At 68.0% G+C, this 22,251-nt stretch carries 24 protein-coding genes; 5 read left to right on the forward strand and 19 right to left on the reverse strand.

Annotation, left to right across the window (positions count from 1 at the left end; translation table 11 throughout):
- The first annotated feature begins 20 nt into the window (after nucleotides 1-20).
- Nucleotides 21-1,436, forward strand: a complete 1,416-nt coding sequence (trmFO, locus tag BLS34_RS02540) for a methylenetetrahydrofolate--tRNA-(uracil(54)-C(5))-methyltransferase (FADH(2)-oxidizing) TrmFO (RefSeq protein ID WP_093148137.1) — start codon at nucleotides 21-23, stop codon at nucleotides 1,434-1,436.
- Between the two features lie 196 nt (nucleotides 1,437-1,632).
- Here trmFO and BLS34_RS02545 read toward each other — a convergent pair whose 3' ends face one another.
- From BLS34_RS02545 to yajC, 6 genes are all read right to left on the reverse strand, one after another.
- Complete coding sequence (locus BLS34_RS02545) at nucleotides 1,633-2,481, reverse strand: phytoene/squalene synthase family protein (RefSeq protein WP_093147898.1); 849 nt, start codon at nucleotides 2,479-2,481, stop codon at nucleotides 1,633-1,635.
- A gap of 18 nt (nucleotides 2,482-2,499) precedes the next feature.
- The gene (locus tag BLS34_RS02550) at nucleotides 2,500-3,681 is read right to left on the reverse strand and encodes a 2'-deoxycytidine 5'-triphosphate deaminase (protein ID WP_093147900.1); all 1,182 of its coding nucleotides are present in this window, start codon (nucleotides 3,679-3,681) and stop codon (nucleotides 2,500-2,502) included.
- A 214-nt stretch (nucleotides 3,682-3,895) separates the two neighbouring features.
- Entirely contained in the window at nucleotides 3,896-4,285 is a 390-nt protein-coding gene (locus BLS34_RS02555) for an Mth938-like domain-containing protein (protein WP_093147901.1), read from the reverse strand.
- A gap of 2 nt (nucleotides 4,286-4,287) precedes the next feature.
- Nucleotides 4,288-5,244, reverse strand: coding sequence for a protein translocase subunit SecF (gene secF / locus BLS34_RS02560; protein ID WP_093147903.1), 957 nt, complete (start codon nucleotides 5,242-5,244; stop codon nucleotides 4,288-4,290).
- Nucleotides 5,245-5,257: 13 nt separating this feature from the next.
- Nucleotides 5,258-6,799: a protein translocase subunit SecD gene (gene secD / locus BLS34_RS02565; protein ID WP_093147905.1), complete on the reverse strand. Its 1,542-nt coding sequence runs from the start codon at nucleotides 6,797-6,799 to the stop codon at nucleotides 5,258-5,260.
- Between the two features lie 46 nt (nucleotides 6,800-6,845).
- Nucleotides 6,846-7,283: a preprotein translocase subunit YajC gene (gene yajC / locus BLS34_RS02570; RefSeq protein WP_028794708.1), complete on the reverse strand. Its 438-nt coding sequence runs from the start codon at nucleotides 7,281-7,283 to the stop codon at nucleotides 6,846-6,848.
- 293 nt (nucleotides 7,284-7,576) lie between these two features.
- On the opposite strand from yajC, the gene BLS34_RS02575 reads away from it, so the two are divergent.
- The 4 genes from BLS34_RS02575 (at nucleotide 7,577) to BLS34_RS02590 (ending at nucleotide 10,403) form a co-directional block, all read left to right on the forward strand.
- The gene (locus BLS34_RS02575; protein ID WP_093147907.1) at nucleotides 7,577-8,437 is read left to right on the forward strand and encodes an ATP-binding protein; all 861 of its coding nucleotides are present in this window, start codon (nucleotides 7,577-7,579) and stop codon (nucleotides 8,435-8,437) included.
- A 22-nt stretch (nucleotides 8,438-8,459) separates the two neighbouring features.
- Nucleotides 8,460-8,822 carry a CidA/LrgA family protein gene (locus BLS34_RS02580; RefSeq protein ID WP_028794706.1) on the forward strand — a complete coding sequence of 121 codons (363 nt, stop codon included), beginning with the start codon at nucleotides 8,460-8,462 and terminating at the stop codon, nucleotides 8,820-8,822.
- Nucleotides 8,819-9,535, forward strand: a complete 717-nt coding sequence (locus BLS34_RS02585) for an LrgB family protein (protein ID WP_093147908.1) — start codon at nucleotides 8,819-8,821, stop codon at nucleotides 9,533-9,535. Before BLS34_RS02580 ends, BLS34_RS02585 begins: the two co-directional genes overlap by 4 nt.
- A 79-nt stretch (nucleotides 9,536-9,614) precedes the next feature.
- On the forward strand, nucleotides 9,615-10,403 hold the full coding sequence (locus BLS34_RS02590) for a hypothetical protein (protein WP_093147910.1): 789 nt from the start codon (nucleotides 9,615-9,617) through the stop codon (nucleotides 10,401-10,403).
- A 15-nt stretch (nucleotides 10,404-10,418) separates the two neighbouring features.
- Here BLS34_RS02590 and BLS34_RS02595 read toward each other — a convergent pair whose 3' ends face one another.
- From BLS34_RS02595 to nagZ, 13 genes are all read right to left on the reverse strand, one after another.
- Complete coding sequence (locus BLS34_RS02595) at nucleotides 10,419-11,831, reverse strand: pyridoxal phosphate-dependent decarboxylase family protein (RefSeq protein ID WP_093147912.1); 1,413 nt, start codon at nucleotides 11,829-11,831, stop codon at nucleotides 10,419-10,421.
- A 1-nt stretch (nucleotide 11,832) separates the two neighbouring features.
- On the reverse strand, nucleotides 11,833-12,981 hold the full coding sequence (locus tag BLS34_RS02600) for a LysM peptidoglycan-binding domain-containing M23 family metallopeptidase (protein ID WP_093147914.1): 1,149 nt from the start codon (nucleotides 12,979-12,981) through the stop codon (nucleotides 11,833-11,835).
- Nucleotides 12,982-13,133: 152 nt separating this feature from the next.
- Nucleotides 13,134-13,784 carry a protein-L-isoaspartate(D-aspartate) O-methyltransferase gene (locus BLS34_RS02605; RefSeq protein WP_028794700.1) on the reverse strand — a complete coding sequence of 217 codons (651 nt, stop codon included), beginning with the start codon at nucleotides 13,782-13,784 and terminating at the stop codon, nucleotides 13,134-13,136.
- Nucleotides 13,781-14,563 (reverse strand): 5'/3'-nucleotidase SurE, encoded by a 783-nt coding sequence (surE, locus tag BLS34_RS02610; RefSeq protein WP_093147916.1) that lies wholly within the window; start codon nucleotides 14,561-14,563, stop codon nucleotides 13,781-13,783. The genes BLS34_RS02605 and surE overlap by 4 nt, the downstream gene beginning before the upstream one ends.
- Entirely contained in the window at nucleotides 14,560-15,846 is a 1,287-nt protein-coding gene (gene serS, locus BLS34_RS02615; RefSeq protein WP_028794698.1) for a serine--tRNA ligase, read from the reverse strand. Before serS ends, surE begins: the two co-directional genes overlap by 4 nt.
- Before the next feature lie 87 nt (nucleotides 15,847-15,933).
- A complete protein-coding gene (gene tatC / locus BLS34_RS02620) occupies nucleotides 15,934-16,752 on the reverse strand; it encodes a twin-arginine translocase subunit TatC (protein WP_028794697.1) in 819 nt (272 codons plus the stop codon).
- Nucleotides 16,753-16,758: 6 nt separating this feature from the next.
- Nucleotides 16,759-17,340: a Sec-independent protein translocase protein TatB gene (tatB, locus tag BLS34_RS02625; RefSeq protein WP_093147917.1), complete on the reverse strand. Its 582-nt coding sequence runs from the start codon at nucleotides 17,338-17,340 to the stop codon at nucleotides 16,759-16,761.
- 66 nt (nucleotides 17,341-17,406) lie between these two features.
- Complete coding sequence (locus BLS34_RS02630) at nucleotides 17,407-17,643, reverse strand: twin-arginine translocase TatA/TatE family subunit (RefSeq protein ID WP_093147919.1); 237 nt, start codon at nucleotides 17,641-17,643, stop codon at nucleotides 17,407-17,409.
- Between the two features lie 133 nt (nucleotides 17,644-17,776).
- Entirely contained in the window at nucleotides 17,777-18,910 is a 1,134-nt protein-coding gene (locus tag BLS34_RS02635) for an ABC transporter ATP-binding protein (RefSeq protein ID WP_093147922.1), read from the reverse strand.
- A 55-nt stretch (nucleotides 18,911-18,965) separates the two neighbouring features.
- Nucleotides 18,966-19,673 carry an SMC-Scp complex subunit ScpB gene (gene scpB, locus BLS34_RS02640; protein ID WP_093147924.1) on the reverse strand — a complete coding sequence of 236 codons (708 nt, stop codon included), beginning with the start codon at nucleotides 19,671-19,673 and terminating at the stop codon, nucleotides 18,966-18,968.
- Nucleotides 19,670-20,476, reverse strand: a complete 807-nt coding sequence (locus BLS34_RS02645) for a segregation and condensation protein A (protein ID WP_211228902.1) — start codon at nucleotides 20,474-20,476, stop codon at nucleotides 19,670-19,672. Before BLS34_RS02645 ends, scpB begins: the two co-directional genes overlap by 4 nt.
- Nucleotides 20,477-20,509: 33 nt before the next feature.
- On the reverse strand, nucleotides 20,510-21,205 hold the full coding sequence (locus BLS34_RS02650) for a site-2 protease family protein (protein WP_093147927.1): 696 nt from the start codon (nucleotides 21,203-21,205) through the stop codon (nucleotides 20,510-20,512).
- Nucleotides 21,202-22,251, reverse strand: a complete 1,050-nt coding sequence (nagZ, locus tag BLS34_RS02655; protein ID WP_093147929.1) for a beta-N-acetylhexosaminidase — start codon at nucleotides 22,249-22,251, stop codon at nucleotides 21,202-21,204. Before nagZ ends, BLS34_RS02650 begins: the two co-directional genes overlap by 4 nt.

Genomic DNA, 22,251 nt, shown 5'->3' on the forward strand with positions numbered 1-22,251 from the left:
GCACAGACTGCGAGGAAATGATGTCTATTCCCTTAACGCCCGCCTCCGACGGCCCCGTCGCGGCCGCTCCCGTCCACGTGGTCGGCGGCGGTCTCGCCGGCAGCGAAGCCGCCTGGCAGCTCACCCGCGCCGGCGTTCCCGTCGTCCTGCACGAGATGCGCCCGCAGCGCGGCACCGCCGCCCACCAGACCGAACAGCTGGCGGAGCTGGTCTGTTCCAACTCCTTCCGCTCCGACGACCATACGGCCAATGCGGTCGGCGTGCTGCACGAGGAGATGCGGCGCTGCGACTCGATCATCATGGCCGCCGCCGACAGCCATCAGGTGCCGGCGGGCTCGGCCCTGGCGGTCGACCGGGTCGGGTTCTCGGCCGCCGTGCAGGAACGGCTGGAGGCGGAACCGCTGATCACCATCGAACGGGGAGAGATCGCGGGCCTGCCGCCGAAGGACTGGGACAGCGTTATCGTGGCGACCGGCCCGCTCACCTCCGACCCGCTGGCCGAGGCGATCCGGGAGCTGACCGGGGCCGACAGCCTGGCCTTCTTCGACGCCATCGCGCCGATCGTCCATGCCGAGAGCATCGATTTCGACACCGCCTGGTTCCAGTCGCGCTACGACAAGCCGGGACCGGGCGGGTCCGGCGCCGACTACGTGAACTGCCCGATGGACGAGGAACAGTACACCGCCTTCGTCCAGGCACTGCTCGACGGCGACAAGATGGACTTCAAGGAGTGGGAGGAGAACACCCCCTATTTCGAAGGCTGCATGCCGATCGAGATCATGGCCTCGCGCGGGCCGGAGACGTTACGGTTTGGGCCGATGAAGCCCGTCGGCCTGACCGATCCGCGCACCGGCCGGCGCCCCCACGCCGTGGTCCAGCTGCGCCAGGACAACGCGCTGGGCACGCTGTTCAACATCGTCGGTTTCCAGACCAAACTGCGTTACGGCGAGCAGACCCGGATCTTCCGCATGATCCCGGGCCTGCAGAATGCCGAGTTCGCCCGTCTGGGCGGACTGCACCGCAACACCTTCATCCATTCCCCCAGCCTGCTGGACGGCACGTTGCGGCTGAAGGCGGACCCGCGCCTGCGCTTCGCCGGACAGATCACCGGGGTCGAGGGTTATGTGGAGAGTTCCGCCATCGGCCTCATGGCCGGCCGGTTCGCCGCGGCCGAGCGGCTGGGCCGCGCACCCGACATGCCGCCGGCGACGACCGCCTTCGGCGCGCTGATCGGCCATATCACCGGCGGGGCGAACGCGGAGACCTTCCAGCCGATGAATGTGAATTTCGGGCTGTTCCCGCCGCCGGAGGAGCAGATCACGGCCAACGGTAAGCGCCGCAAGCTGAAGGGCACCGACCGCCGCAAGGCGCTCGCCGTCCGGGCCCTCGCCGACCTGGACACGTGGCTCGGCCGCCCGGCAGTCGCGGCGGAGTAGCGCAGCGCCTTCCACCGGCCTTTCCGTCTCCCCGGCCTTGTGCCGGGGCCCAGGACAAGGCTGGCTGGAGCCTAAGGAAATGCGCTCCGAAAGCTGCGGCGGCTCCATTCCTCGATCCCGGCGCAAGGCCCGGAAGACGAGGAAAGGTTCCCGATACCAGAACAACGTCCCGATCTCTGGGACGCGTGCGCGCCCGCTACCCCAGCTGGTACCACGCCGCTCGCAGCGCGTGGCGCCAGGCAAGACCGGCGGGGATGTCCGCCACCGATGACGATCGGGGGTCGTCGCCCGCACGCTGCAGCGTGATCGACAGGTCCTGGGCCCGGGCGGCCATCAGGCGGAGCACCCGGGCGGAGCGGTGCCTTAGCGCCGGGTTCGCCCGCACGGCCGACAGCCTCTCCCGGCCCCGGCCGACGATCGGTCGGCACAGGGCGGCCAAATCCACAGATCCTGGAAGATCCCTTATCCTGGAGAGCGTTACGCCGTTTTCTTCCAGTAGCGATGCCGGTAGCGGCGCCCGGCCGCCGGCCAGCAGTCCCGGCAAGGCCCGGACCAGTCCGATCAGCGCCCAGGCGGTGCCGAGATCGCGGGCCATCCCCGTATCCGCCCCCAGGACGCGGGCCATGGCGACGGTGATCCCGCCCCCGGTCGCGGCGGCGTAGTGCTCCAGCGCGTCCAGATCGGCGGCCGGTTCGCCGGACAGGTCGGCGTCGCGGGCGTCGACGATCCGACGCAGATCGTCCAGCACGTCCGGGTGGCGCGCGGCGGCGGCGGCCAGCGGCAGGACGACCTCGTGTTGCCGGGGCGTCCCGGCCTCGATGCCGTCGAACGCCTCGCACCACCATTGCAGCCGGATCTGCCCGATCATGGGTTCGCTGACCACCTCGGCGGTCTTGGCGATCTCGTGATTGGCGGCGAGCACGGCGAACAACCCGTCCCGGGCGTCAGGCGGGGCGAAGAGCGAGACCAGATAGCGCTCGCGGTCGTGGCGCTGCACGATCTGAGCGCAGGCGGCGGTATGGACGGCCAGGTCGGTCTCGGTCATGGCACCGGCCGGCGCGGCTCAGCCGGCGCTGTCGGGGATGAAATGCTTGGCGAGCGCGATGCCCTGGCCCTGGTAGTTCGACTTGATCGCCTCGCCATAGACCATGTCGGTCTGTCCGTTGGCGATCCGGCGGTAGTCGAGCCAGCCGACGATCTGTCCATGCTCCAGGGTGAAGGGCACGCCGTAGGAGCGCACCTCCAGCACCGCCCGGCTGCCCTGGGCCTTGCCGTCGACCCAGCCGAATCCGGGATCGAAGAAGCCGGCGTAATGCACCCGGAACTCGCCGGACTGGCTGTCGAAGGGCAGCATCTCGGCGGCAAGATCCGGCGGCACCGCCACCTCCTCGCGGGTGGCGAGGATGTAGAACTCGTCCTTCTCCAGGATCAGCCGGCCCTGGTCCCAGAGCAGCGGCTCCCAGAACTCCGCGACCGGATAAGCGCGTGGCTTGTCTACATCGATCTTGCGGGCGTTCTTGCGGGCCTTGTACCCGACGATGGCGCCCTTGCCCCCACCCTGCAGATCGATGGAGAACGGCACCAGCGTGTCCCGCGGCGGGATCAGGGTGTCGCCGTCCGCGACCTTGGCGAAATGGCCGAGGGCGTGGCGCTCACGCACCTCCTTGGCCGACAGGGTGCTGGCGCCGCGCTGGAAGCGGAGCTGGTTCAGGCGCGACCCCTGGCTGACCACGACGCTGAAGGACAGCGGTACGACCTCCAGAAACAGCCGGCCCTTATAGCCCTTGTCGATCCGGTCGAAGGCAGTACCGCCATCGGTGATCAGGCGTGTGAGGATATCGAGACGGCCGGTGGAGCTCTTCGGATTGGCCAGCGCCTCCACGTCATGGGGCAGGTTCAGGCTCTCCAGCAGCTCGATCACATAGACGCAGCCACGCTCCAGCGCCGCGCCGCCGGTCAGGTCGAGCTCCGGGCGGCCGTCTAGCTGGTCGATCTTCTCCATCACCGTGCCGCCCTGCCCCGGCAGGAAGCTCGCGCGCACGCGGTAGGCCTTGGGACCGAGCCGCAGGTCGAGGCTGGCCGGCTGGATCTGCGAGGGGTCGACGGCGACCGCGCCCCTGATCTGGCCATCGGCGATCATCCGCTCGATCTCCTGATACGGCAGGACACCGGTGGTCGGCTTGGCCCATTGGCCGCGCCCGCCCTCGCCCGGCTGGATCAGATCGCTCGGCGTGTCGAAGTTCATCACGGAAACCCTCGTTTCCCGCCCGTATGACGGTCGGTCATCGTAGCGTCTGAATGGGGCGATACAAAAAGCCATTCCGTACCCAACCGATGCCCGGAACCATCCCGACGATCGGTCGGCTGAAACGCTTACCGGAACGGCGCTTTACGGTTTATCCCCGTTATCCACAGACAGCAGCGCGGCGCCGGATGTGCATGGGCGACTCGCCGCCGGTTCACTCAACCGGCAACAGCGCCGCCGCGACCTGACGGCCTTCGGCCAGCAGCAGGTTGAAGGTGCGGCAGGCGGCACCGGTATCCATCACCTCGGCCACGGGCCCCTTCTCGCGGATCCGCGACCGCAGGGCCGGGGGCAGGAAGACCTGTTTCGTCCCCGTCCCGATCAGCAGGATGTCGTAGGTCTGTTCGGCGTCGAGGATCGGGCCGAGGGTGGCAAGGTCGAGTTCCGCAATCGCAACGTCGACGGACACATCCCAAGGCTGCGTGTTCTCCGCCCGCACCAGCACGGGGCCCGTATGGCTGACCTCACCGATGCGGAACTTGCCGTCACCATAGCCGTGGATGATCTGCACGCCCTGGGCGACCAATGGCGTGATGTCGACCATGCCTAGCTCCCGTTCTTCACCGTGCGTTCGTATTCCGGCAGCATGCTTTCGTCGCCGGTGTCGTCATCGCCCCGCCGCAGGCCGGTATAGAGCAGCAGCGGCACGGCGATGAAGATCGAGGAATAAGTCCCAACCACGATTCCCCAGATCATCGCCAGGGCGAAATCCGCCAGGACGGCCCCACCGAAGAAGTAGATCGCAAACAGCGCCAGCAGCGTCGTCAGCGAGGTCATGGTGGTGCGCGACAGGGTGTCGTTGACCGAGATGTTGAACAGCTCGGCCAGCGGCATGGTCTTGTAGCGCCGCAGGTTCTCGCGCACCCGATCGTAAACCACGACGGTGTCGTTGATCGAGTAGCCGGCGATGGTCAGCACGGCGGCCACCGTGGCCAGGTTGAACTCGTGCTGGATGATCGCGAACAGACCCAGGGTCGAGATGATGTCGTGGCTGAGTGCGACGATGGCACCGACACCGAACTGCCACTCGAAACGGAACCAGATGTAGATCAGGATCGACAGCAGCGCGAGGCCGACCGCCAGGATCCCCGCCTCGATCAGCTCCTGACCGACGGTCGGGCCGACGAACTCGGTGCGACGGAACTCCACATCGGCCGGCAAGGTGTTGCGTACCACCTCGATCGCCTTGATCTGTTCCGCCTCCTCGCCCTCCTGACGCTGGATGCGGATCAGGACGTCGCGCTCGGAGCCGAACTCCTGGAGGCTGATCTCGCCGAGGTCGAGCCCGTTCAGGTCGGAGCGCATCTGCCCAATGTTCGCCGGCTCGCTGGTCCGCACCTCGATGAGGGTGCCGCCCTTGAAATCGATACCGAAATTCAGCCCGATTCCCAGAACGGCGGCGATCGAACCGAGGACCAGGGCCGCTGAAAAGGCGAAGGCCAGCAGCCGGTGTTTGACGAACGGGACCGCGGTGTCCCGTGGCACGAGGCGGAGCGGCTTCATCGGTTCTCTCCCCTCAGATCGGCAGGCTGGTCGGCCGGCGCCGCCGCGCCCACAGGGCGACGAACAGGCGTGTGACCATGATGGCGGTGAACATCGACGTGAGGATGCCGATGCCGAGCGTGACGGCGAAGCCCTTCACCGGGCCGGAACCGAGCGCGAACAGGAACACCGCGGCGAACAGGGTCGTCAGGTTACTGTCGATGATGGTCGTCAACGCTCGGCTGTAGCCAGCGTCGAGGGCATTGATGGGCGAGCGCCCCGCCGCCAACTCGTCGCGCACCCGCTCGAAAATCAGCACGTTGGCGTCGACCGCCATGCCGATGGTGAGCACGATTCCCGCGATACCCGGCAGGGTCAGGGTCGCCTGCAACGCCGAGAGAGCGCCAAGAATAAGGATGATGTTCACGAACAGGGCGATGTTGGCGAAGATCCCGAACAGGCCGTAACACAGGACCATGAAACCGACGACGAGGACGAGGCCGATCACCGCGGCGATCTCGCCGGCGGCAATGGAATCGGCACCCAGGCCCGGACCGACCGACCGTTCCTCCAGCACCGTCAGCGGCGCCGGCAGAGCACCGGCGCGCAGCAGCAGGGCGAGGTCCTGGGCCTCCTGAACGGAGAAACGGCCGCTGATCTGGGCCGACCCGCCCAGAATCGGCTCGCGGATCACTGGAGCGGAGATCACCTGGCCGTCGAGCACGATGGCGAAGGGCTTGCCCACATTCTCCGAAGTGGCCCGGCCGAAGCGCTGACCGCCGGCACTGTCGAAGCGGATGGTGACGACCGGTTGGCTGTTCTGGTCGAAGGAAGGCTGCGCATCGACCAGGTTCTCGCCGCTGACCATGACCCGGCGCTCGATCACGATATCGCCGCCTTCGAGCATCGGCAGGGTACGCGCACCCGGCGGCGGACGGCCGGCATCGGCGCCCACGGCGACCAGATGGAAGGTGAGCTTGGCGGTCTGGCCGATCAGTTCCTTGATGCGCTGCGGATCGTCGATGCCCGGAAGCTGGATCAGGATGCGGTCGATGCCCTGACGCTGGATCAGCGGCTCGCGGGTGCCGGTCTCGTCGACGCGGCGGCGGACGATCTCGATCGACTGCTGGACGGCGTTGATCTTGATCTGCCGGATCGCCTCCTCGCCCATGGTCAGCGCGACCCGGTCGCCCTCCACGCTGACCGTGGCGTCGCTGTCGAGTTCGGCGGCGATCTCCCGGGCGCGCTCAAGATCGGCCGGTTCGCGCAGGGTGAAGCCGGCGGCGTCGCCCTCGACACCGAGACCGACATAGCCGATCCGGGCCTCGCGCAGGGCGCGGCGCGCGCCGTCGACGATGGCCTCGAGCCGTTCCTGCACGACCACATCGGCCTCGACTTCCAGCAGCAGGTAGGACCCGCCCTGAAGGTCGAGCCCCAGGCTGATCTGCTTGCCCGGCACGCCCATCGGCAGATCGTCGCCGATGCCCTTCTGCATCAGGTTCGGGGCGGCATACGCGACCCCGGCCAGGCAGACGAATGCCACAAGGATCGTCTTCCAGGTATCGAACTGCATCATGGGCAGGCTCTCCGCCGGGCTCGGGCTGGATCAGGCGACGCGCGGATCAGGTCTTGTCCGACTTTTCCCCATCGGCGACCTCGGCCGGTGCGGGTTCGGCCTCGGAAGCGTCCTCGTTCGCGGCGGCCTCGGCCTTGCCGGCCTTCTTCTTCGGCGGCTTGCTGACCGGTTCGCCCTTGCCGCGCACCTCGGCCAGCATGGAGCGGAGCATCTGCACCCGCACGCCATCGGCGATCTCGACGGTCAGGGTGTCGTCGTCGTCACTGACCTTGGTGACCGTGCCCATCAGGCCACCATTGCCGACGATCCGGTCGCCGCGGCGCACATTCGCCAGCATTTCCTTGTGCTGCTTCATCCGCTTCTGCTGCGGACGGATGAGCAGGAAGTAGAACACGACGAAAATCAGCACCAGCGGCAGAAGCTGGACGAGGAAATCGCCGCTACCGCCACCGAGTGACTGCGCGTGGGCTGTCGAAATGAGCATGCGAAAATCTCCCGCGGACCGCATCCGCTCTCGTTTAACCCGCCGTATATGGGGGCGCGAAGTGGCGGGACTATACCCACGGAGGCATGAAATGCAACGACGCGGCAGCGGTCTCGGCCACCAATGACGAGGCGAATTGACCCGGGGTTTCTGCCTCGGTAACGTCCGCCGCCTCCGCGCGCGCAACTGCCGGGCCGTCCGGCCGCGCCACGGCACCGCCTTCGGTGACGATGCGGACACGTCTGGCGCCGCGATCGGTGCCGCCCTGGCCTTCACAACCCGGACCGCGACCGATGAGCCTTGATGCCGACACCCACGCCCTACTGACCCGCATCGCCGACGCGCTGGACCGTCTTGCCCCGCCACCGTCGGAGCCGAGCGACATCCATGCCGCGGACGGCTTCGTCTGGAACGCCGAGCACGGCCGTCTCGACCCGGTCAAGAAGATCAACCGGGTCGACATGAACCTGCTCAAGGGCGTCGAGCTGCAGCGCAAGACCCTGCTGGAGAACACCCAGCGCTTCGCCAAGGGCTTCCCGGCCAACAACGCCCTGCTCTGGGGCGCCCGCGGCATGGGCAAGTCCTCCCTGGTCAAGGCGATCCATGCGGAGATCAACGCCGAGACGCCGGGTGCGCTGGCCCTGGTGGAGATGCACCGCGAGGACATGGAGAGCCTGCCGCGCCTGCTGAACGCGCTGCGCGAGGGCGACCGCCGGGCGATCGTGTTCTGCGACGACCTGTCGTTCGACCACCAGGACAACGCCTACAAGTCGCTGAAGGCGGTGCTGGACGGCGGCATCGAGGGCCGGCCGGACAACGTGCTGTTCTACGCCACCTCGAACCGACGCCACCTGATGGCCCGCGACATGATCGAGAACGAGCGCTCCACGGCGATCAACCCGTCGGAGGCGGTCGAGGAGAAGGTCTCCCTGTCCGACCGTTTCGGCCTGTGGCTCGGCTTCCACACCTGCGATCAGGACACCTATTTCGCCATGATCGAGGGCTATGTGGCCGCCTACGACATCCCGGTGAGCGGCGACGAACTGATCGCCCGGGCGCGCGAGTGGTCGGTCACCCGCGGTGCGCGCTCCGGGCGCGTCGCCTGGCAGTTCATCCAGGACCTGGCCGGGGAATACGGCAAGAAGGTCGCCTGAGGCCAGGCCCGAGGGAGGGGCAATGCTCGAAAGCCTGACCCTCCTGCTCGCCTGCCAGCTCGTGGGCGAGGTGGCCGTCGCCTATTTCGCCATCCCGGTGCCGGGTCCGGTCGTCGGGATGGTGCTGCTGTTCCTCGGCCTCTGCATCCGGCGCGGCGTGCCGGCACCGCTGCAGCAGACGGCGAACGGGCTGCTGTCCAATCTCTCCCTGCTGTTCGTGCCCGCCGGGACCGGCGTGCTGCTGCACGTGGCCCTGATCCGCGAGGCGCTGCTGCCGATCGGCGTCTCCCTGGTGCTCAGCACCCTTGTCGCCGTCGCCGTCACCGCGCTCGCCATGGTCGGCTTCGAGAAGCTGGCCGGGCGCAAGGGACCGGATGCACCATGACCGATCTCGGCGACATCTGGGTCTATCTCTCCTCCAGCCCCCTGCTCCACCTGACCCTGACACTGGTGGCGTATCTGATCGGCGCGCGGCTGTACCGGCGCTTCAACCTGCATCCGCTGCTGAACCCGGTGCTGATCGCCGTCCTGATCCTGGTGGCGGTGCTGCTGATCACCGACACCGACTACGCGACCTATTTCGAGGGCGCCCAGTTCGTCCATTTCCTGCTGGGTCCGGCGACCGTGGCCCTGGCGATTCCGCTCTATAACCAGATCGAGCGGGTTCGGCGGTCCGCCGCCTCGCTGATAAGCGCGCTGGTCCTCGGGTCGCTCTCCGCCGCCGCCAGCGCCGCGGCGATCGCCTGGGCGCTCGGCGCCAGTCCCGAGGTGGTGGCCTCCATCGCGCCGAAATCGGTGACCACGCCGATCGCCATGGGCATTTCCGAGAAGCTGGGCGGTCTGCCGTCGTTGACGGCGGTGCTGGTGATCCTGACCGGCGTGCTCGGTGCCACCCTGGGGCCGATCCTGCTGAACCTGATGCGGATCCGCGACTGGCGCGCCCGGGGTCTGGCCATCGGCGTCGGCGGCCATGGCATCGGCACCGCCCGGGCCATGCAGGTCAACGAGGTCGCCGGCGCCTTCGCCGGGCTCGCCATGGGGCTGAACGCCCTGGCGACCGCGATCCTTTTGCCCCTGATCTGGGCATGGTTGTTCTGATCCCCATATAGTCGGGCGACGGATATCGGCCGCCCGTGCGTTACCCGATACCTGCCGGTGGATCTGAGGAGAACTCGCCATGGCGCACATTGCAGCCGCGCGCCGAAGCCTGTCGCCGGGTGGGTGCCCCGCGCTCACCATCGCCCTGTTGGCGATCATGCTCGTCCTGGGCGGCTGTGTCGGCCAGCAGGCGGCAGCACCACCGGAGATCGCCTTCGGCCCCGGCGACCCGCGCGCCCTGGTCCTGGTCGGCATCAGCGCCGGTCAGCGCGACGGCACCCTCACCTTCACCCGGCTGGCCGACGGCAGCGACCGCCTGCTGTCATCGAGCGAGCGGGACGAGCCGATCCGCTTCGCCGTCTCCAACGACGACGCGGCGACCGTCCTCCTCGTCGCCCCGGGCCGCTACCTGATCAGCGAGGCCGCCATCGTCACCGGCAAGAGCCAGGAGTACCGTCCCGCCTATGGCGGCGGCTTCGGCTATCACGACTATCGCCACAGCCCGCATCCCTACTGGTTCCACCACGGCTGGCACTCCGGCGTGCATGGCGGCTGGCGGACCGAGCGCGTTACGGTGACCGAGGGCGAACGCTTCCAGGTGAAGAACGGGCCACGCGGGGTGGAGAACCAGGCCTGGATCATCACCGTGCCAGCCGGTCAGGTGACAGCGCTGGGGCATTTCGCCTTCGAGTGGACCCGGTCGAGCAACGTACTGAACGTGGCGCACACGCCGTACAAGCCCGAGATCGTCGACCGGGCGCTGGCCGGCTATGGCGGCGTCACGGCCCCGGTGGTGGAAGCCGAGTGGAGCCTGTACGGCCCGGACCTTCCCCCGCCGCCGATGATGCACTGGTCACGGGCGTATTGAGGGCGCGCTGGAGGACTATTCCGACGCCAGCTCCCGGATCACCGCCCAGCCCTCTTCCACATGGCGCTGCTCGGTGCGGGTCTGGCCGATCGACATGCGGATGACATAGCGGCCGCCGACCCGGTTCTGGGTCAGGTAGATCCGGCCGTCGTCGTTGATCCGGTGCAGCAGCGCCTCGTTCAGCCGGTCTAGGTCGGCCGGATCGTCCACGCCGGACGGATGGAAGCGGAAATTGATCAGCGACAGCATCGGCGGTGCCATGATCTCGAAGTCGGGATCGGCCTCGACCCAGGCAGCGAACAGCCCGCCCAGGCGCACATGCTCGCGGATGATCGTCCGCAGCCCCTCCACCCCGTAGCTGCGGATCACGAACCACAGCTTCAGCGCCCGGAACCGGCGGCCCAGCGGCACGCCCCAGTCCCGGTAGTCGAAGACGGCATCGGCCTCGCGGCTCTTCAGGAACTCCGGCAGGATCGAGAAGGTGCGGACCAGGGCGTCCGGATCCTTCACGTAATGGGCCGAGCAGTCGAAATTGGTCAGCAGCCACTTGTGCGGGTTGAAGACCACGCTGTCGGCCAGCTCGATGCCGTCGAACATCCAGCGGTGTTCCGGGCAGATCAGAGCGCTTCCGGCCCATGCGGCATCCACGTGCAGGAAGATGTCGTAGCGCCGGCACAACTCACCGATCGCCCGCAGCGGATCGACCGCCCCCACCCCGGTGCCGCCGATCGACGCGACCACGCAGACCGGCCGGATGCCGGCGGCCAGATCGGCCTCGATCGCCGCCTCCAGGGAGTCGACCCGCAGCCGGAAGGCGTCGTCCACCGGGATCTTGCGGAATCCGGCAAGGCCGAGGCCGGCGATCTTCACGTTCTTCTCGGTCGCCGAATGGGTCTGCTCCGAGGTGTAGATCGCCATCGGCGGATGCGCCTTCAGGCCCTCGGCGTTCACGCCCCAGCCGGTCGCCTTCTCCCGCGCGGTCAGGATGGCGGCCAGAATGGCGCTGGAGGCGCTGTCCTGAATCACTCCGGTGAAGCCCCGCGGCATGCCGACCATCTGGCGCAGCCAGTCCAGCACCCTGGTCTCCATCTCGGTCGCCGCCGGGCTGGTCTGCCACAGCATGCACTGGGCGCCCAGCGTGGCGGTCAGCATCTCCGCCAGGACCGAGGGCGGACTGGAATTGGCCGGGAAATAGGCGAAGAACCGCGGGTGCTGCCAATGGGTGATCCCGGGCATCACGTCGCGCTGGAAGTCGGCGAAGATGGTCTCCATCGCCTCGCCCATGTCCGGTGGGCTCTCGGGCAGTCTGGCGGAGATCTCGCCCGGCCGGGTCTGGGCGCGGACCGGATGCTGCTCCACCCCGTCCAGGAAGTCCGCCATCCAGTCGACCATGGCGTGGGCGTGGCGGCGGAACTCCTCGGGCGTCATCTCAGTCGGCTTCCAGCATGGAGATCTGCGCCGGCGGCAGCTGCTTGCTCGGATCGACCGGGCGCGGCCCCTTGCGGATCTCGAAATGCAGCTGCGGCTGGGACACGTTGCCGGTCTGGCCCACCGTGGCGATCACCTGACCGCGCTGCACCTGGTCGCCGCGGCCGACCAGCAGCTGGTCGGCATGGGCATATGCGGTGGTGTAGCCGTCGTCGTGCTTGACCAGCAGCAGGTTACCGAACCCGCGCAGCTCGTTGCCGGCATAGACCACGATCCCGTTCTCCGCCGCCCGCACTTCCGAGCCGGCCGGGGCCAGGATGTTGATGCCGTCGTTGTGCAGTCCGCCCTCGCGCGGTCCGAAGCCGGAGATCACCCGCCCCTTCACCGGCCAGGTGAAGCCGCGGCCGGTCTTCGGCGGCGGCGTGAGCAGGACCGCCCGGGTCTCGGTCGGCGTGAGGCTGCGCCTTGTGGCGACGGTCTGGGCGGCCGGCTCCGAGGGTGCCGATTGGGGCACCGTGCCGGGGCGCGGCTGCGGCACCGGCGTTCCCGGCGCGGCGGCGACCGTCGTGTTCCGGGTCCCCTCGCCGGAGACCGGGAAGTGCAGCTGACCGCCCGCACTCCAGGGCCGGTTGCCGCCGGGCGTGGGCGGCGGGACGTCGCTGGAGCCGACCTGGGGCTGCGGGGCCGTCTTGGGCTGACGGGCGGCGACGGTGACCTCGCCCTGCGGCGCGTCGGACCCCGTGGGCAGCCGCAGCCGCTCGCCGACCCTTATCGTGTAGGGCGGCCTCAGGTTGTTGGCGACCACGAGGGAGCGCATGGACACGCCGTAACGCTCGGCGATCTCCGACACTGTGTCGCCGGAGCGCACCACGTGAACCGCACTCGCCGGCAGGCGGACCTGATCGCCCGGGCGCAGCAGATAGGGCGGCCGCAGGCCGTTGGCGTCGATGATGGCCCGCGGGCTGACGCCGTAGCGCTGGGAGATCTGATAGACGTTGTCGCCGGGGCGGACGACGACGATACCGTCGGCAGGGATCGTGCTGGCGGCGGCCGAACCCTGACGGGGCGCGTTGAGCGCACGCGGCGTCGAGCTCATGGCGCATCCGGCCAGGAGCAGAGCGGCTACCGCGATCAGAACGGCCTGCTTCACGTCACCCCCATCGGCACTCGCGGAAAGGACGACAATCGTGTCACACCGCCCTTATGACCTCAAACGCCGAATTATTCAATGAATCCCAGTTACTCTCGGAATATTCTAACGCTCAAGGTGATCCGCGGTTCCCAAATCGTCGGCCCCGTGTCTCATCCGGCGATGGATCGCACCTCGCCCGGCACCAGAGGCACGAAACGCACGTCGAGCAGCGGTTCCTCAACGATCCCCTCGGCCGTGCGGCGGTAGCGGATCAGTTTCTGTACGTCGGAGGACCGCCCGACCGGGATCACCAGCCGCCCGCCCTCGCCCAACTGCTCCAGCAGCGCGTCGGGCACCTTCGAGGCCGCGGCGGTGACGATGATCGCCTGAAACGGCGCCTGTTCCGGCCAGCCCTTCCAGCCGTCGCCCACCCGTGTGTGCAGGTTGTGCAGCTTCATCTCGGCGAACCGCGCCTCGGCGGTGGTCATCAGCTCCCTGTGCCGTTCCACCGTGTAGACCCGCCGCGCCACCTTGGACAGGACGGCGGCCTGGTACCCGGATCCGGTACCGATCTCCAGCACCTTGGTGCGGTCGGTCAGCTCCAGGGCCTGGGTCATGTAGGCGACGACGAAAGGCTGGCTGATGGTCTGGCCTTGGGCGATCGGCAGGGCCCGGTCCTCCCACGCCTGATCGAGAAAGGCGGGATCGACAAACAGCTCGCGTGGGACGCGTTCCAGCGCACCGAGAACCCGCGCGTCGGTGATACCACCGCGCCGCAACCCCATGATGAGGCGTATCTTGCGGGCCTTGTCGTGACTCACGCGAATGCCCCTTTCAGCTCCTCCAGGGTCGAGCGATCCGTCGTATCCAGCGCCACCGGCGTCACCGAGATGGCCTTGTCGCGCACCGCGGCGATGTCCGTGCCCGGCTCGGCGTCCCGGGCCTTCAGCATGGCCCCCACCCAGAAATAGGGGCGCCCCCGCGGATCGGTACCCCGGATCACCTCGTCGCCCGTCTTCTGCCGGCCCTGGGTGGTGGCCCGGATGCCGGTGATCTCGTCCGGACCGCAGGGCGGGAAATTCACGCTGATAACCGTGTCGGCCGGCCATCCTCCGGCACAGAGCCGGCGGATCAGATCCGGCCCATGGGTCTCCGCGGTCGCCCAGGGCGCCTTGCCGTCCGGCGGCACGAACTGGCTGAGCGCGATCGCCGGAATGCCCAGAACCATGCCCTCCATCGCCGCCGAGATCGTCCCGGAATACCGCACGTCCTCGCCGAGATTATAACCCTGGTTCACCCCGGATAGCACCAGGGTCGGCTTGCGGTCCTTCAGCACCTCGTGCACCGCCAGCAGGACGCAGTCGGTGGGCGTGCCGTCGACCGCGAAGCGCTGCTCCTCGATCTGCCGCAGCCGCAGGGGCCGCAGCAGGGTCACGGAATGGCCCGTGCCGCTCTGGTTGGTCTCCGGCGCGACAACCCAGACGTCGTCGCTGAAGGTGCGGGCGATGCGGGTCAGCACCGCAATGCCGTCGGCGGCGTAGCCGTCGTCGTTGGTGACGAGAATACGCGCGCCGTCGAGGTCCACCGGGCGATGGGTCATGCGGCGGTCTCGATCCGGTCGCGCCCGAAATACGGCCGCAGAGCCTCCGGGATGGTCACCGACCCGTCCTGCTCCTGGTAGGTCTCCAGAATGGCGATCATGGTGCGGCCGATGGCGAGGCCGGAGCCGTTCAGCGTGTGGACGAAGTCCGTCTTCTTCTCGCCCTTCGCCTTGAAGCGGCCCTTCATGCGCCGCGCCTGGAACGGACCGCAGGTGGAGCAGGACGAGATCTCGCGATACTGCCCCTTCCCGTCGTCCTGCCCCGGCAGCCAGACCTCCAGATCGTAGGTGCGCCGGGCGGTGAAGCCCATGTCGCCGGTGGACAGCTTCATCACCCGATAGGCGAGATCCAACTTCTGCAGGATGGTCTCGGCGCAATTGGTCATGCGCTCAAGCTCCTCGTCCGACTTGTCGGGATGGACGATGGAGACGAGCTCGACCTTGGTGAACTGGTGTTGGCGGATCATGCCGCGGGTGTCGCGCCCGGCCGCACCGGCTTCCGAGCGGAAGCACGGGGTGTAGGCGGTGAAGCGCAGCGGCAGCTCCTCCTCCTCCACGATGCTGTCGGCGACCAGATTGGTCAGCGGCACCTCTGCCGTCGGGATCAGCCAGCGGCCGTCGGTGGTCTGGAACAGATCCTCGGCGAATTTCGGCAGCTGCCCGGTGCCGAAAACGGCGGCGTCGCGCACCATGTAGGGCGGGATCACCTCCATATAGCCGAACTCGCCGGTATGAACGTCCAGCATGAAGGACGCGATCGCGCGCTCCAGACGGGCGAGGTCGCTCTTCAGCACGACGAATCGGGAGCCGGCCAGCTTGGCGCCGAGCTCGAAGTCCATCATGCCGAGGCCTTCGCCTAGGGCGACATGGTCCTTGGGCACGAAGTTGAAGCTGCGCGGCTCCCCGACGGTGCGGACCAGGAGGTTGGCGCTCTCGTCCGGCCCGTCCGGCACGTCGTCGGCCGGGATGTTCGGCACGGTGGCCAGCAGGGTCTCGACCTCGGCGGCGAGCGTGCGCTCGGCCTCCTCGAGCTGAGCCATACGGTCCTTGAGTTCCGCCACCTCGGCCATCAGCGCGCCGGCGTCCTCGCCGTTGCGCTTGGCGATGCCGATCTGCTTGGAGGCCTCGTTGCGGCGCTGCTGGGCGGTCTGCAACTCGGTGGTCACGGATCGCCATTCCGCGTCCTTGGCCAGAATGGCTTCGGAAGACGGCGCCACGCCCCGGCGGGCTAGACCTCTGTCGAAGGCGGCGGCGTCGTCGCGGATGCTGCGAATGTCGTGCATGACCGGCTCTGCGGGCTGATTGCGGGTCCGCCGGTTATATCGGCGGCACCCGAAACGGTCCAGAGAGCCTTGCGGTCAGGTCACGGTTCAGGGAGTGGAGCCGTCGTCGTCCGCTGCCTCGGCCTCTTCCTCGCGCTTCTTCTCGATGAACTGCGCGGCGAGGATCGAGATCTCGTAGAGCAGGATGATCGGTACCGCGAGCAGCACCTGGCTGATCACATCCGGCGGCGTGAGGATCGCCGCCGCCACGAAGGCCACGACGATGGCATATTTGCGCTTATCCCGCAGGCCCTGGGCGCTGACGATGCCGACCTTGGCCAGCAGAATCAGCAGAACCGGCAGCTCGAAGGCAACGCCGAAGGCGAAGATCAGACGCATCACCAGCGACAGGTACTGGTCGACCTTCGGCTCCAGGGTCATGGCGAGGTTGCCGTCGACGCCGGATGTCTCGAAGCTGGCGAAGAACTGCCACGCGAGCGGGATGACGATGTAATAGACCATCGCCGCGCCGAGCAGGAACAGCACCGGCGTCGCCACCAGGAACGGCAGAAATGCGCGGCGCTCGTGCTTGTAGAGACCGGGCGCGATGAACAGCCAGATCTGCATCGACACCAACGGGAACGACACGCAGGCGGCGAAGAAGAAGCCGACCTTGATATAGGTGAAGAACGCCTCGTGCAGGGCGGTGTAGATCAGCCGACGGCCCTCCTGACCCGCCCACATCTCGTGCAGCGGCTCCACCAGGAAACGGAAGATCGGTTCGGCTAGGTAATAGCCGAGGAAGAAACACACGACGAACGCCGCGACGGCGTAGATCAGCCGGCTGCGAAGCTCGACCAGATGATCCAGCAGCGGCATCTTACCGCCCTCGAGATCGGAGTCGGGGTCCTTGGTGCTGTCGGCCATCTGAGGTCAACCCTGTCCGGAGGCGGCACTGTCGGCCGTCGGCCGAGGGGTCTTGGTCTCCTCGGCCGGCGCGGTCGTTCCGGACGCGGCCTCAGTCTTGGGCGGGTCGGCCTTAGGCGGATCGGCCTTTGGTGGATCCGACTTGGGCGGGGACGCCGTCACCGACTTGGCGGCGTAGTCCTCGGCCGTCTCGACCGCCGGCGCCGATGCCGACCCCGAACCCGACTTGGACATGCCGCTCTTGGCCTCGCTGTCCAAGGCCTTCAGATCCGCCTCGATCTCCTCGGCATTGGCCGACTTGCGCGCCTCTTCGACGCTGCTTCGGACCGAGCCGTCGGGATCGAACTGCTTCTCCAGGCTCTTGCCGATCCCGTCCTTGGAGATCGACTGAACCTCGCGGCGCACGTCCTCGAGCTCCGCCTCGCGGGCCACCTCTTCCAGGCTGTTCTGGAATTCCCGCGCCATCGAGCGCGCCTTGCGCACCCACTGGCTGATGGAACGGACCACACGCGGCAGATCCTTGGGACCCACCACGATCACGGTAATGATGGCGATCAGGATGAATTCCTGCCATCCAAGGTCGAACATGGCGGCCCTCGCTGCGCCCGTTTAAGCCCGGGGGCCGCGCCACGAGGGCGCGACCGCGGACGGGGATCAGCTCTTGACGGTCTGATTGGTGTTCTTGTTGACGTCCTGCTGCTCGTCGCTCTCGTTGGCGACGGACTTGTTGGCCTGCTCGGCCTCGTCTTCTTCGGACTTCATGCCCTGCTTGAAGTTCTTCAGGCCTTTGCCGAAGTCCCCCATCAAGCTGGAAATCTTGCCTTTGCCGCCGAACAGCAGAAGCACGACTGCCAGCACGACGAGCCAGTGCCAGATGCTGAAACTACCCATGAAACGCTCCCAAGACTCGAGTGGGGATGATTCTCCGACCGTACCGGGCGATTGCGGCCAGATCATGCCCATGAATTCGGGCGGACCATACACGACCAACCCCAAGGGCGGCAACGCACTCCGATCCTTTCCTCTATTTGGGGACGTTGGCCGGAAACACAAAGGTTTGAGCGGGGTCGACCGATACGCGTACCCGCGTACCCGGTCGCGGCAGAAAGACGCCAGGTACGCGGGCATGAAGGTGCAGGCTTTCCCCCAGCCGTGCCCCCTCTCCCCGCATCGTCAGATGGACGAGACTGGTGCGGCCCAGCAGCCTGGCCTGCTCGACTTCGCCGCAGGGATCGCGGCTAAAGCCCTCGGACAGCGCCTCGATCCGCACGCCTTCCGGCCGGATAACGACCGAGACCTCGGTGCCGTCCGCGATCCCGTCGGATGCGACGGTTCCGACCAGGGTGTCCACCGCCGCGCCCTGCACCCGCCCCTCGATCAGGTTCACCTCGCCGAAGAAGGCGGCGACGAACGCGTCGGCCGGGGCGCAGTAGAGGTCGGCCGGGCTACCCTGCTGGACGATGCGACCGTCGCGCATCACGGCGATTCGGTCGGCCATGAACATGGCCTCTTCGGAATCGTGGGTGACCATCAGGCAGGCGGACCCGCTGGATTTCAGGATGTGCAGCACCTCGTCGCGCACCCGGTCGCGCAGCCGCGCGTCCAGTCCGGAATACGGCTCGTCGAGCAGCACGACCCGAGGCTTCGGCGCCAGCGCCCGGGCCAGCGCCACCCGCTGCTGCTGGCCGCCGGACAGCTCATGGGGAAAGGCGTCCGCCATGTCCGCCAGGCCGACCATCTCCAGCACCTCGACGCCGCGGGCGATCCGGTCGCCGGCCGGCCAGCCGGTCAGCCCGAAGATGACATTGCCCATCACGTCGAGATGCGGAAACAGGGCGTAGTCCTGGAACACCAGCCCGACGCCGCGCTTCTCGGGCGCCAAATTGGTGCCGCCCCCGGCCACGCGCTGTCCGTCCAGGGCGACCTCGCCCTCCTGAAGATCCTCAAGGCCCGCGGCCAGGCGCAGGATCGTGGTCTTGCCGCAGCCCGACGGCCCCAGCAGACAGACCACCTCGCCCGGTGCCACGGCCACATCCACCCCGTCGACCGCCTGGACGGCGCCATAGGCGTGGCGGATGCCGGTCAAGGCCAGAGCCGGCGGAACGCGCCGCGGCGAGGCCGCGAGCGGGTGCGAGGATTGAAGCGCGGAAACGGTCATGACCTGTCAGATACACATCGCGACAGGCCGGGACAAGGCACCGCGGATCGCGGCGTCAGGGCTGGTCGCCCGCGTCCGGATCGTTGGTGTCGGGCAGGAAGTCGAGCTGGATGTCCTCGTCCTCCTCCTCGTCGTCCTCCAGGTCCTCCTGCTGCATGGCGATGCTGGTGGCGCCAGAGCGGCGGTCCAGCAGGCCGGCGGCCCGCAATTCCTCGATGCCGGGAAGCTCTTTCACGGAATCCAGGCCGAAATGGTCGAGGAAGGCGTTGGTGGTGCCCCATTGCAGGGGCCGGCCCGGGGTCTCCCGACGCCCGCGGGGCGCGATCCAACCGGCCTCCAGCAGGGTGTCGATGGTCCCCTTGGACAGGGCGACGCCCCGGATCTCCTCGATCTCCGCCCGGGTCGTGGGCTGATGGTAGGCGATGATCGCCAGGGTCTCGATCGCCGCGCGGGACAACTTGCGCCGCTGCGCCCGTTCGTGGCGAAGCATGGGGCCGAGATCGATCGCGGTGCGGAAGGCCCAGCGGGTCCCCGACTTGGTCAGCACCACCCCGCGCTCGGCATAATGCTCGGCCAGGTCGGTCAGGAGCTGCTTGACGTTGATCTCCTCGGGCACGCGGCGGCGCAACTCGCTCTCGTCGATCGGGTCGGCGCTGGCGAACAGCAGCGCCTCGACGAAGCGCAGCCAGCGGTTCCGTTCCGCGGGGTCGACCAGCAGGTCGGGCAGTTCGGCCTCGTCGTTGTTCTCTCGGGCGTCACTCATCCGGCGGAATCCTTCCGTGCATCGCCGGAGCGCAGCCAGATCGGCCCGAAGGTCTCGTCCTGGCGCAGCTCCGCCGCCCCGTCCTTGGCCAGTTGCAGTCCCGCCACCAGATGCGAGGCCAGCGCCGAGCGGATCAGCAGCGAGCCGCGCAGCCCTTCCGGCAGGAAGGTGAACAGCATCCGCCAGCGCGGGACCCGGCCGATGAAGCCCTGCAGCCGCTCCACCGCGTCCTCGACCGCGTAGAGGTCGGTGGCGGCGATGCGCAGGGTCTGGTTCTGCTTGCGGGCGTGCTGGTCGCCGTAGCCGCGCAGCAGGTCGTACAGGGTCACGTCATAGACCGAGCGGGAACGGGCGGTGATGTTCTCCGGCGCGCCGCGGGGGAAGACGTCGACGCCGAGCTGAGCGCGGCCCATGAGCCGGCGGCCGGCATCCTGCATCGCCTCCAGCCGTTGGAGCTGGAACCGCAGGGCCTCGGCCAGGGCGGCCGGGTCCATCTCCTCCTCGTCGCTGTCGTCCGGCGGCAGCAGCAGCCGCGACTTCAGATAGGCGAGCCAGGCGGCCATCACCAGATAGTCGGCGGCGAGTTCCAGGTTGAGGGTCTGGGCCTGCTGGACGAACTGGAGATACTGCTCGGCCAGGGCGAGGATGGAGATCTGGTGCAGGTCGACCTTCTGGTCGCGCGCCAGGGTCAGCAGCACGTCGATCGGGCCTTCGAAGCCGTCCAGGTTGAGGAACAGCGAAAGCTGCACCGGCTCCGGCCGGCGATATTCAGGCTGCGGGCTCTCGAACGGATCGGTCGTCACCAATGGGACGCGTCCCCTCCTCCGGATCCGGTCTCAGTGACCGGTCAATGTCGCGATCACCGACATCAGGAAATCCACCGGCGCCCAGATCAGCACGCCGGTGACGTTGAAATCATACCCCAGTTCACGGGCGAAATACGGTAGCAGGAACAGCACGCCGATGACGATGAACAGCCCCGCCCGCTCCAGCCGCGCCACCTTCCAGGCGGCCCAGTCCGGCAGGATCGACACCAGGATGCGGCCACCGTCCAGGGGCGGGATCGGCAGCATGTTGAACACCGCCAGGATAAGGTTCAGCAGCACCAGCCGCTGCAGCATCTCCGCCGCCCATTGGGTGGCGGTGTCCGGCAGCACCGGGACGAGGTGGAAGGCCAACGCCCCCAGTATCGCCAGCAGGATATTGGAAGCCGGTCCGGCCAGGGCCACCAGGGCCATGTCCCGGCGCGGATTGCGCAGCCGCGAGAAGTTGACCGGCACCGGCTTGGCGTAGCCGAACAGGAACGGCGCGCTCATCAGCAGCAGGGCGAGCGGGATCAGCACGGTGCCGACCAGATCCACATGGGCGAACGGGTTGAGCGTCACCCGACCCATCAGCCGGGCCGTCGGATCGCCCAGCTTGGCCGCCGCCCAGCCATGGGCCGCCTCGTGCAAGGTGATCGCCAGCAGCACCGGCAGCGCCCAGATCGACGCGTTGAGCAGGAATCCGTTGATGTCGAGGTCGGACATCATGTCCGCAGGTCCTTCAGCAGAGCGTCCAGACGCCGGACGGAAGCCTCAGTATCGAGCGAATGCCGTCCGCTGGAAACCGCCCCTCGGTGCGCATCGGCTTTGGCCGCCCGCCGTGCCCCGTCGCCTTCAAGCGCGCCGACCGCATCGGCGACCGACCGCATCTCATTCATGTCGCCGTTGCAGTGTAGGAGCACGTCGCATCCGGCCTCGATCGAGCGGCGCGACCGCTCCCCGATCGGGCCGCCGCCCTTCGTTTCGGACAGCGCGCCCATGGAGATGTCGTCGGTGAACAGCAACCCGTCGAAACCGATCTCGCCGCGGATCACGTCCCGCACGACCGCCGGGGACAGGGTGGAGGGCCGATCGGCGTCCAGGGCGGTGTAGAGTAGATGGCCGGTCATGCCATAGGGCACCCGGTCGGCGAAATGCCGGAACGGCGGATAGTCCACGGCCCGAAGCGCGTCGGCCGAAGCCTCGATGCGCGGCAGATCCAGATGGCTGTCCACCACCGAGCGGCCATGACCGGGCATGTGCTTGATCACGCCGACCACCCCGGCCCGCTCGATGCCGGCGACCATCGCTTCGCCCAGGCGGATCACGGTCTGCGGATCGTCGCCAAGGGCCCGGTCGCCGATCACCTGGGTGTCGGAGCCCGGCTGGCGCACGTCGAGCATCGGCACGCAGTCGACGTCGACGCCGATCTCGAACAGGTCGGCCGCCATCAGCTCGGCCGACAGGGCGAAGGCTTCCAGGGCGGTCTCCGGCTTCCGGGCGAAGGCGTCGGTGAACACGCCGGGGGCCAGGTAGTCGCGCCATTCTGGCGGGCGCATGCGCCGCACCCGGCCGCCCTCCTGGTCGATCAGCACCGGGGCGGAGGCGTGGGTCACGCAGCCGCGCAGGTCGTCGACCAGGGCGCGGACCTGGTCGCGGTTCTCGATGTTGCGGGCGAAGAGGATGAAGCCGTAGGGATCGACCTCGCGGAAGAACGCGCGCTCCTCGCCGCTCAGCGCCTTGCCGGCACAGCCGAAGACGATCGCCCGCGTCAT

Origin of the sequence: Thalassobaculum litoreum DSM 18839 (assembly GCF_900102465.1) — a bacterium.
Taxonomy (GTDB): Bacteria; Pseudomonadota; Alphaproteobacteria; order Thalassobaculales; family Thalassobaculaceae; genus Thalassobaculum; species Thalassobaculum litoreum.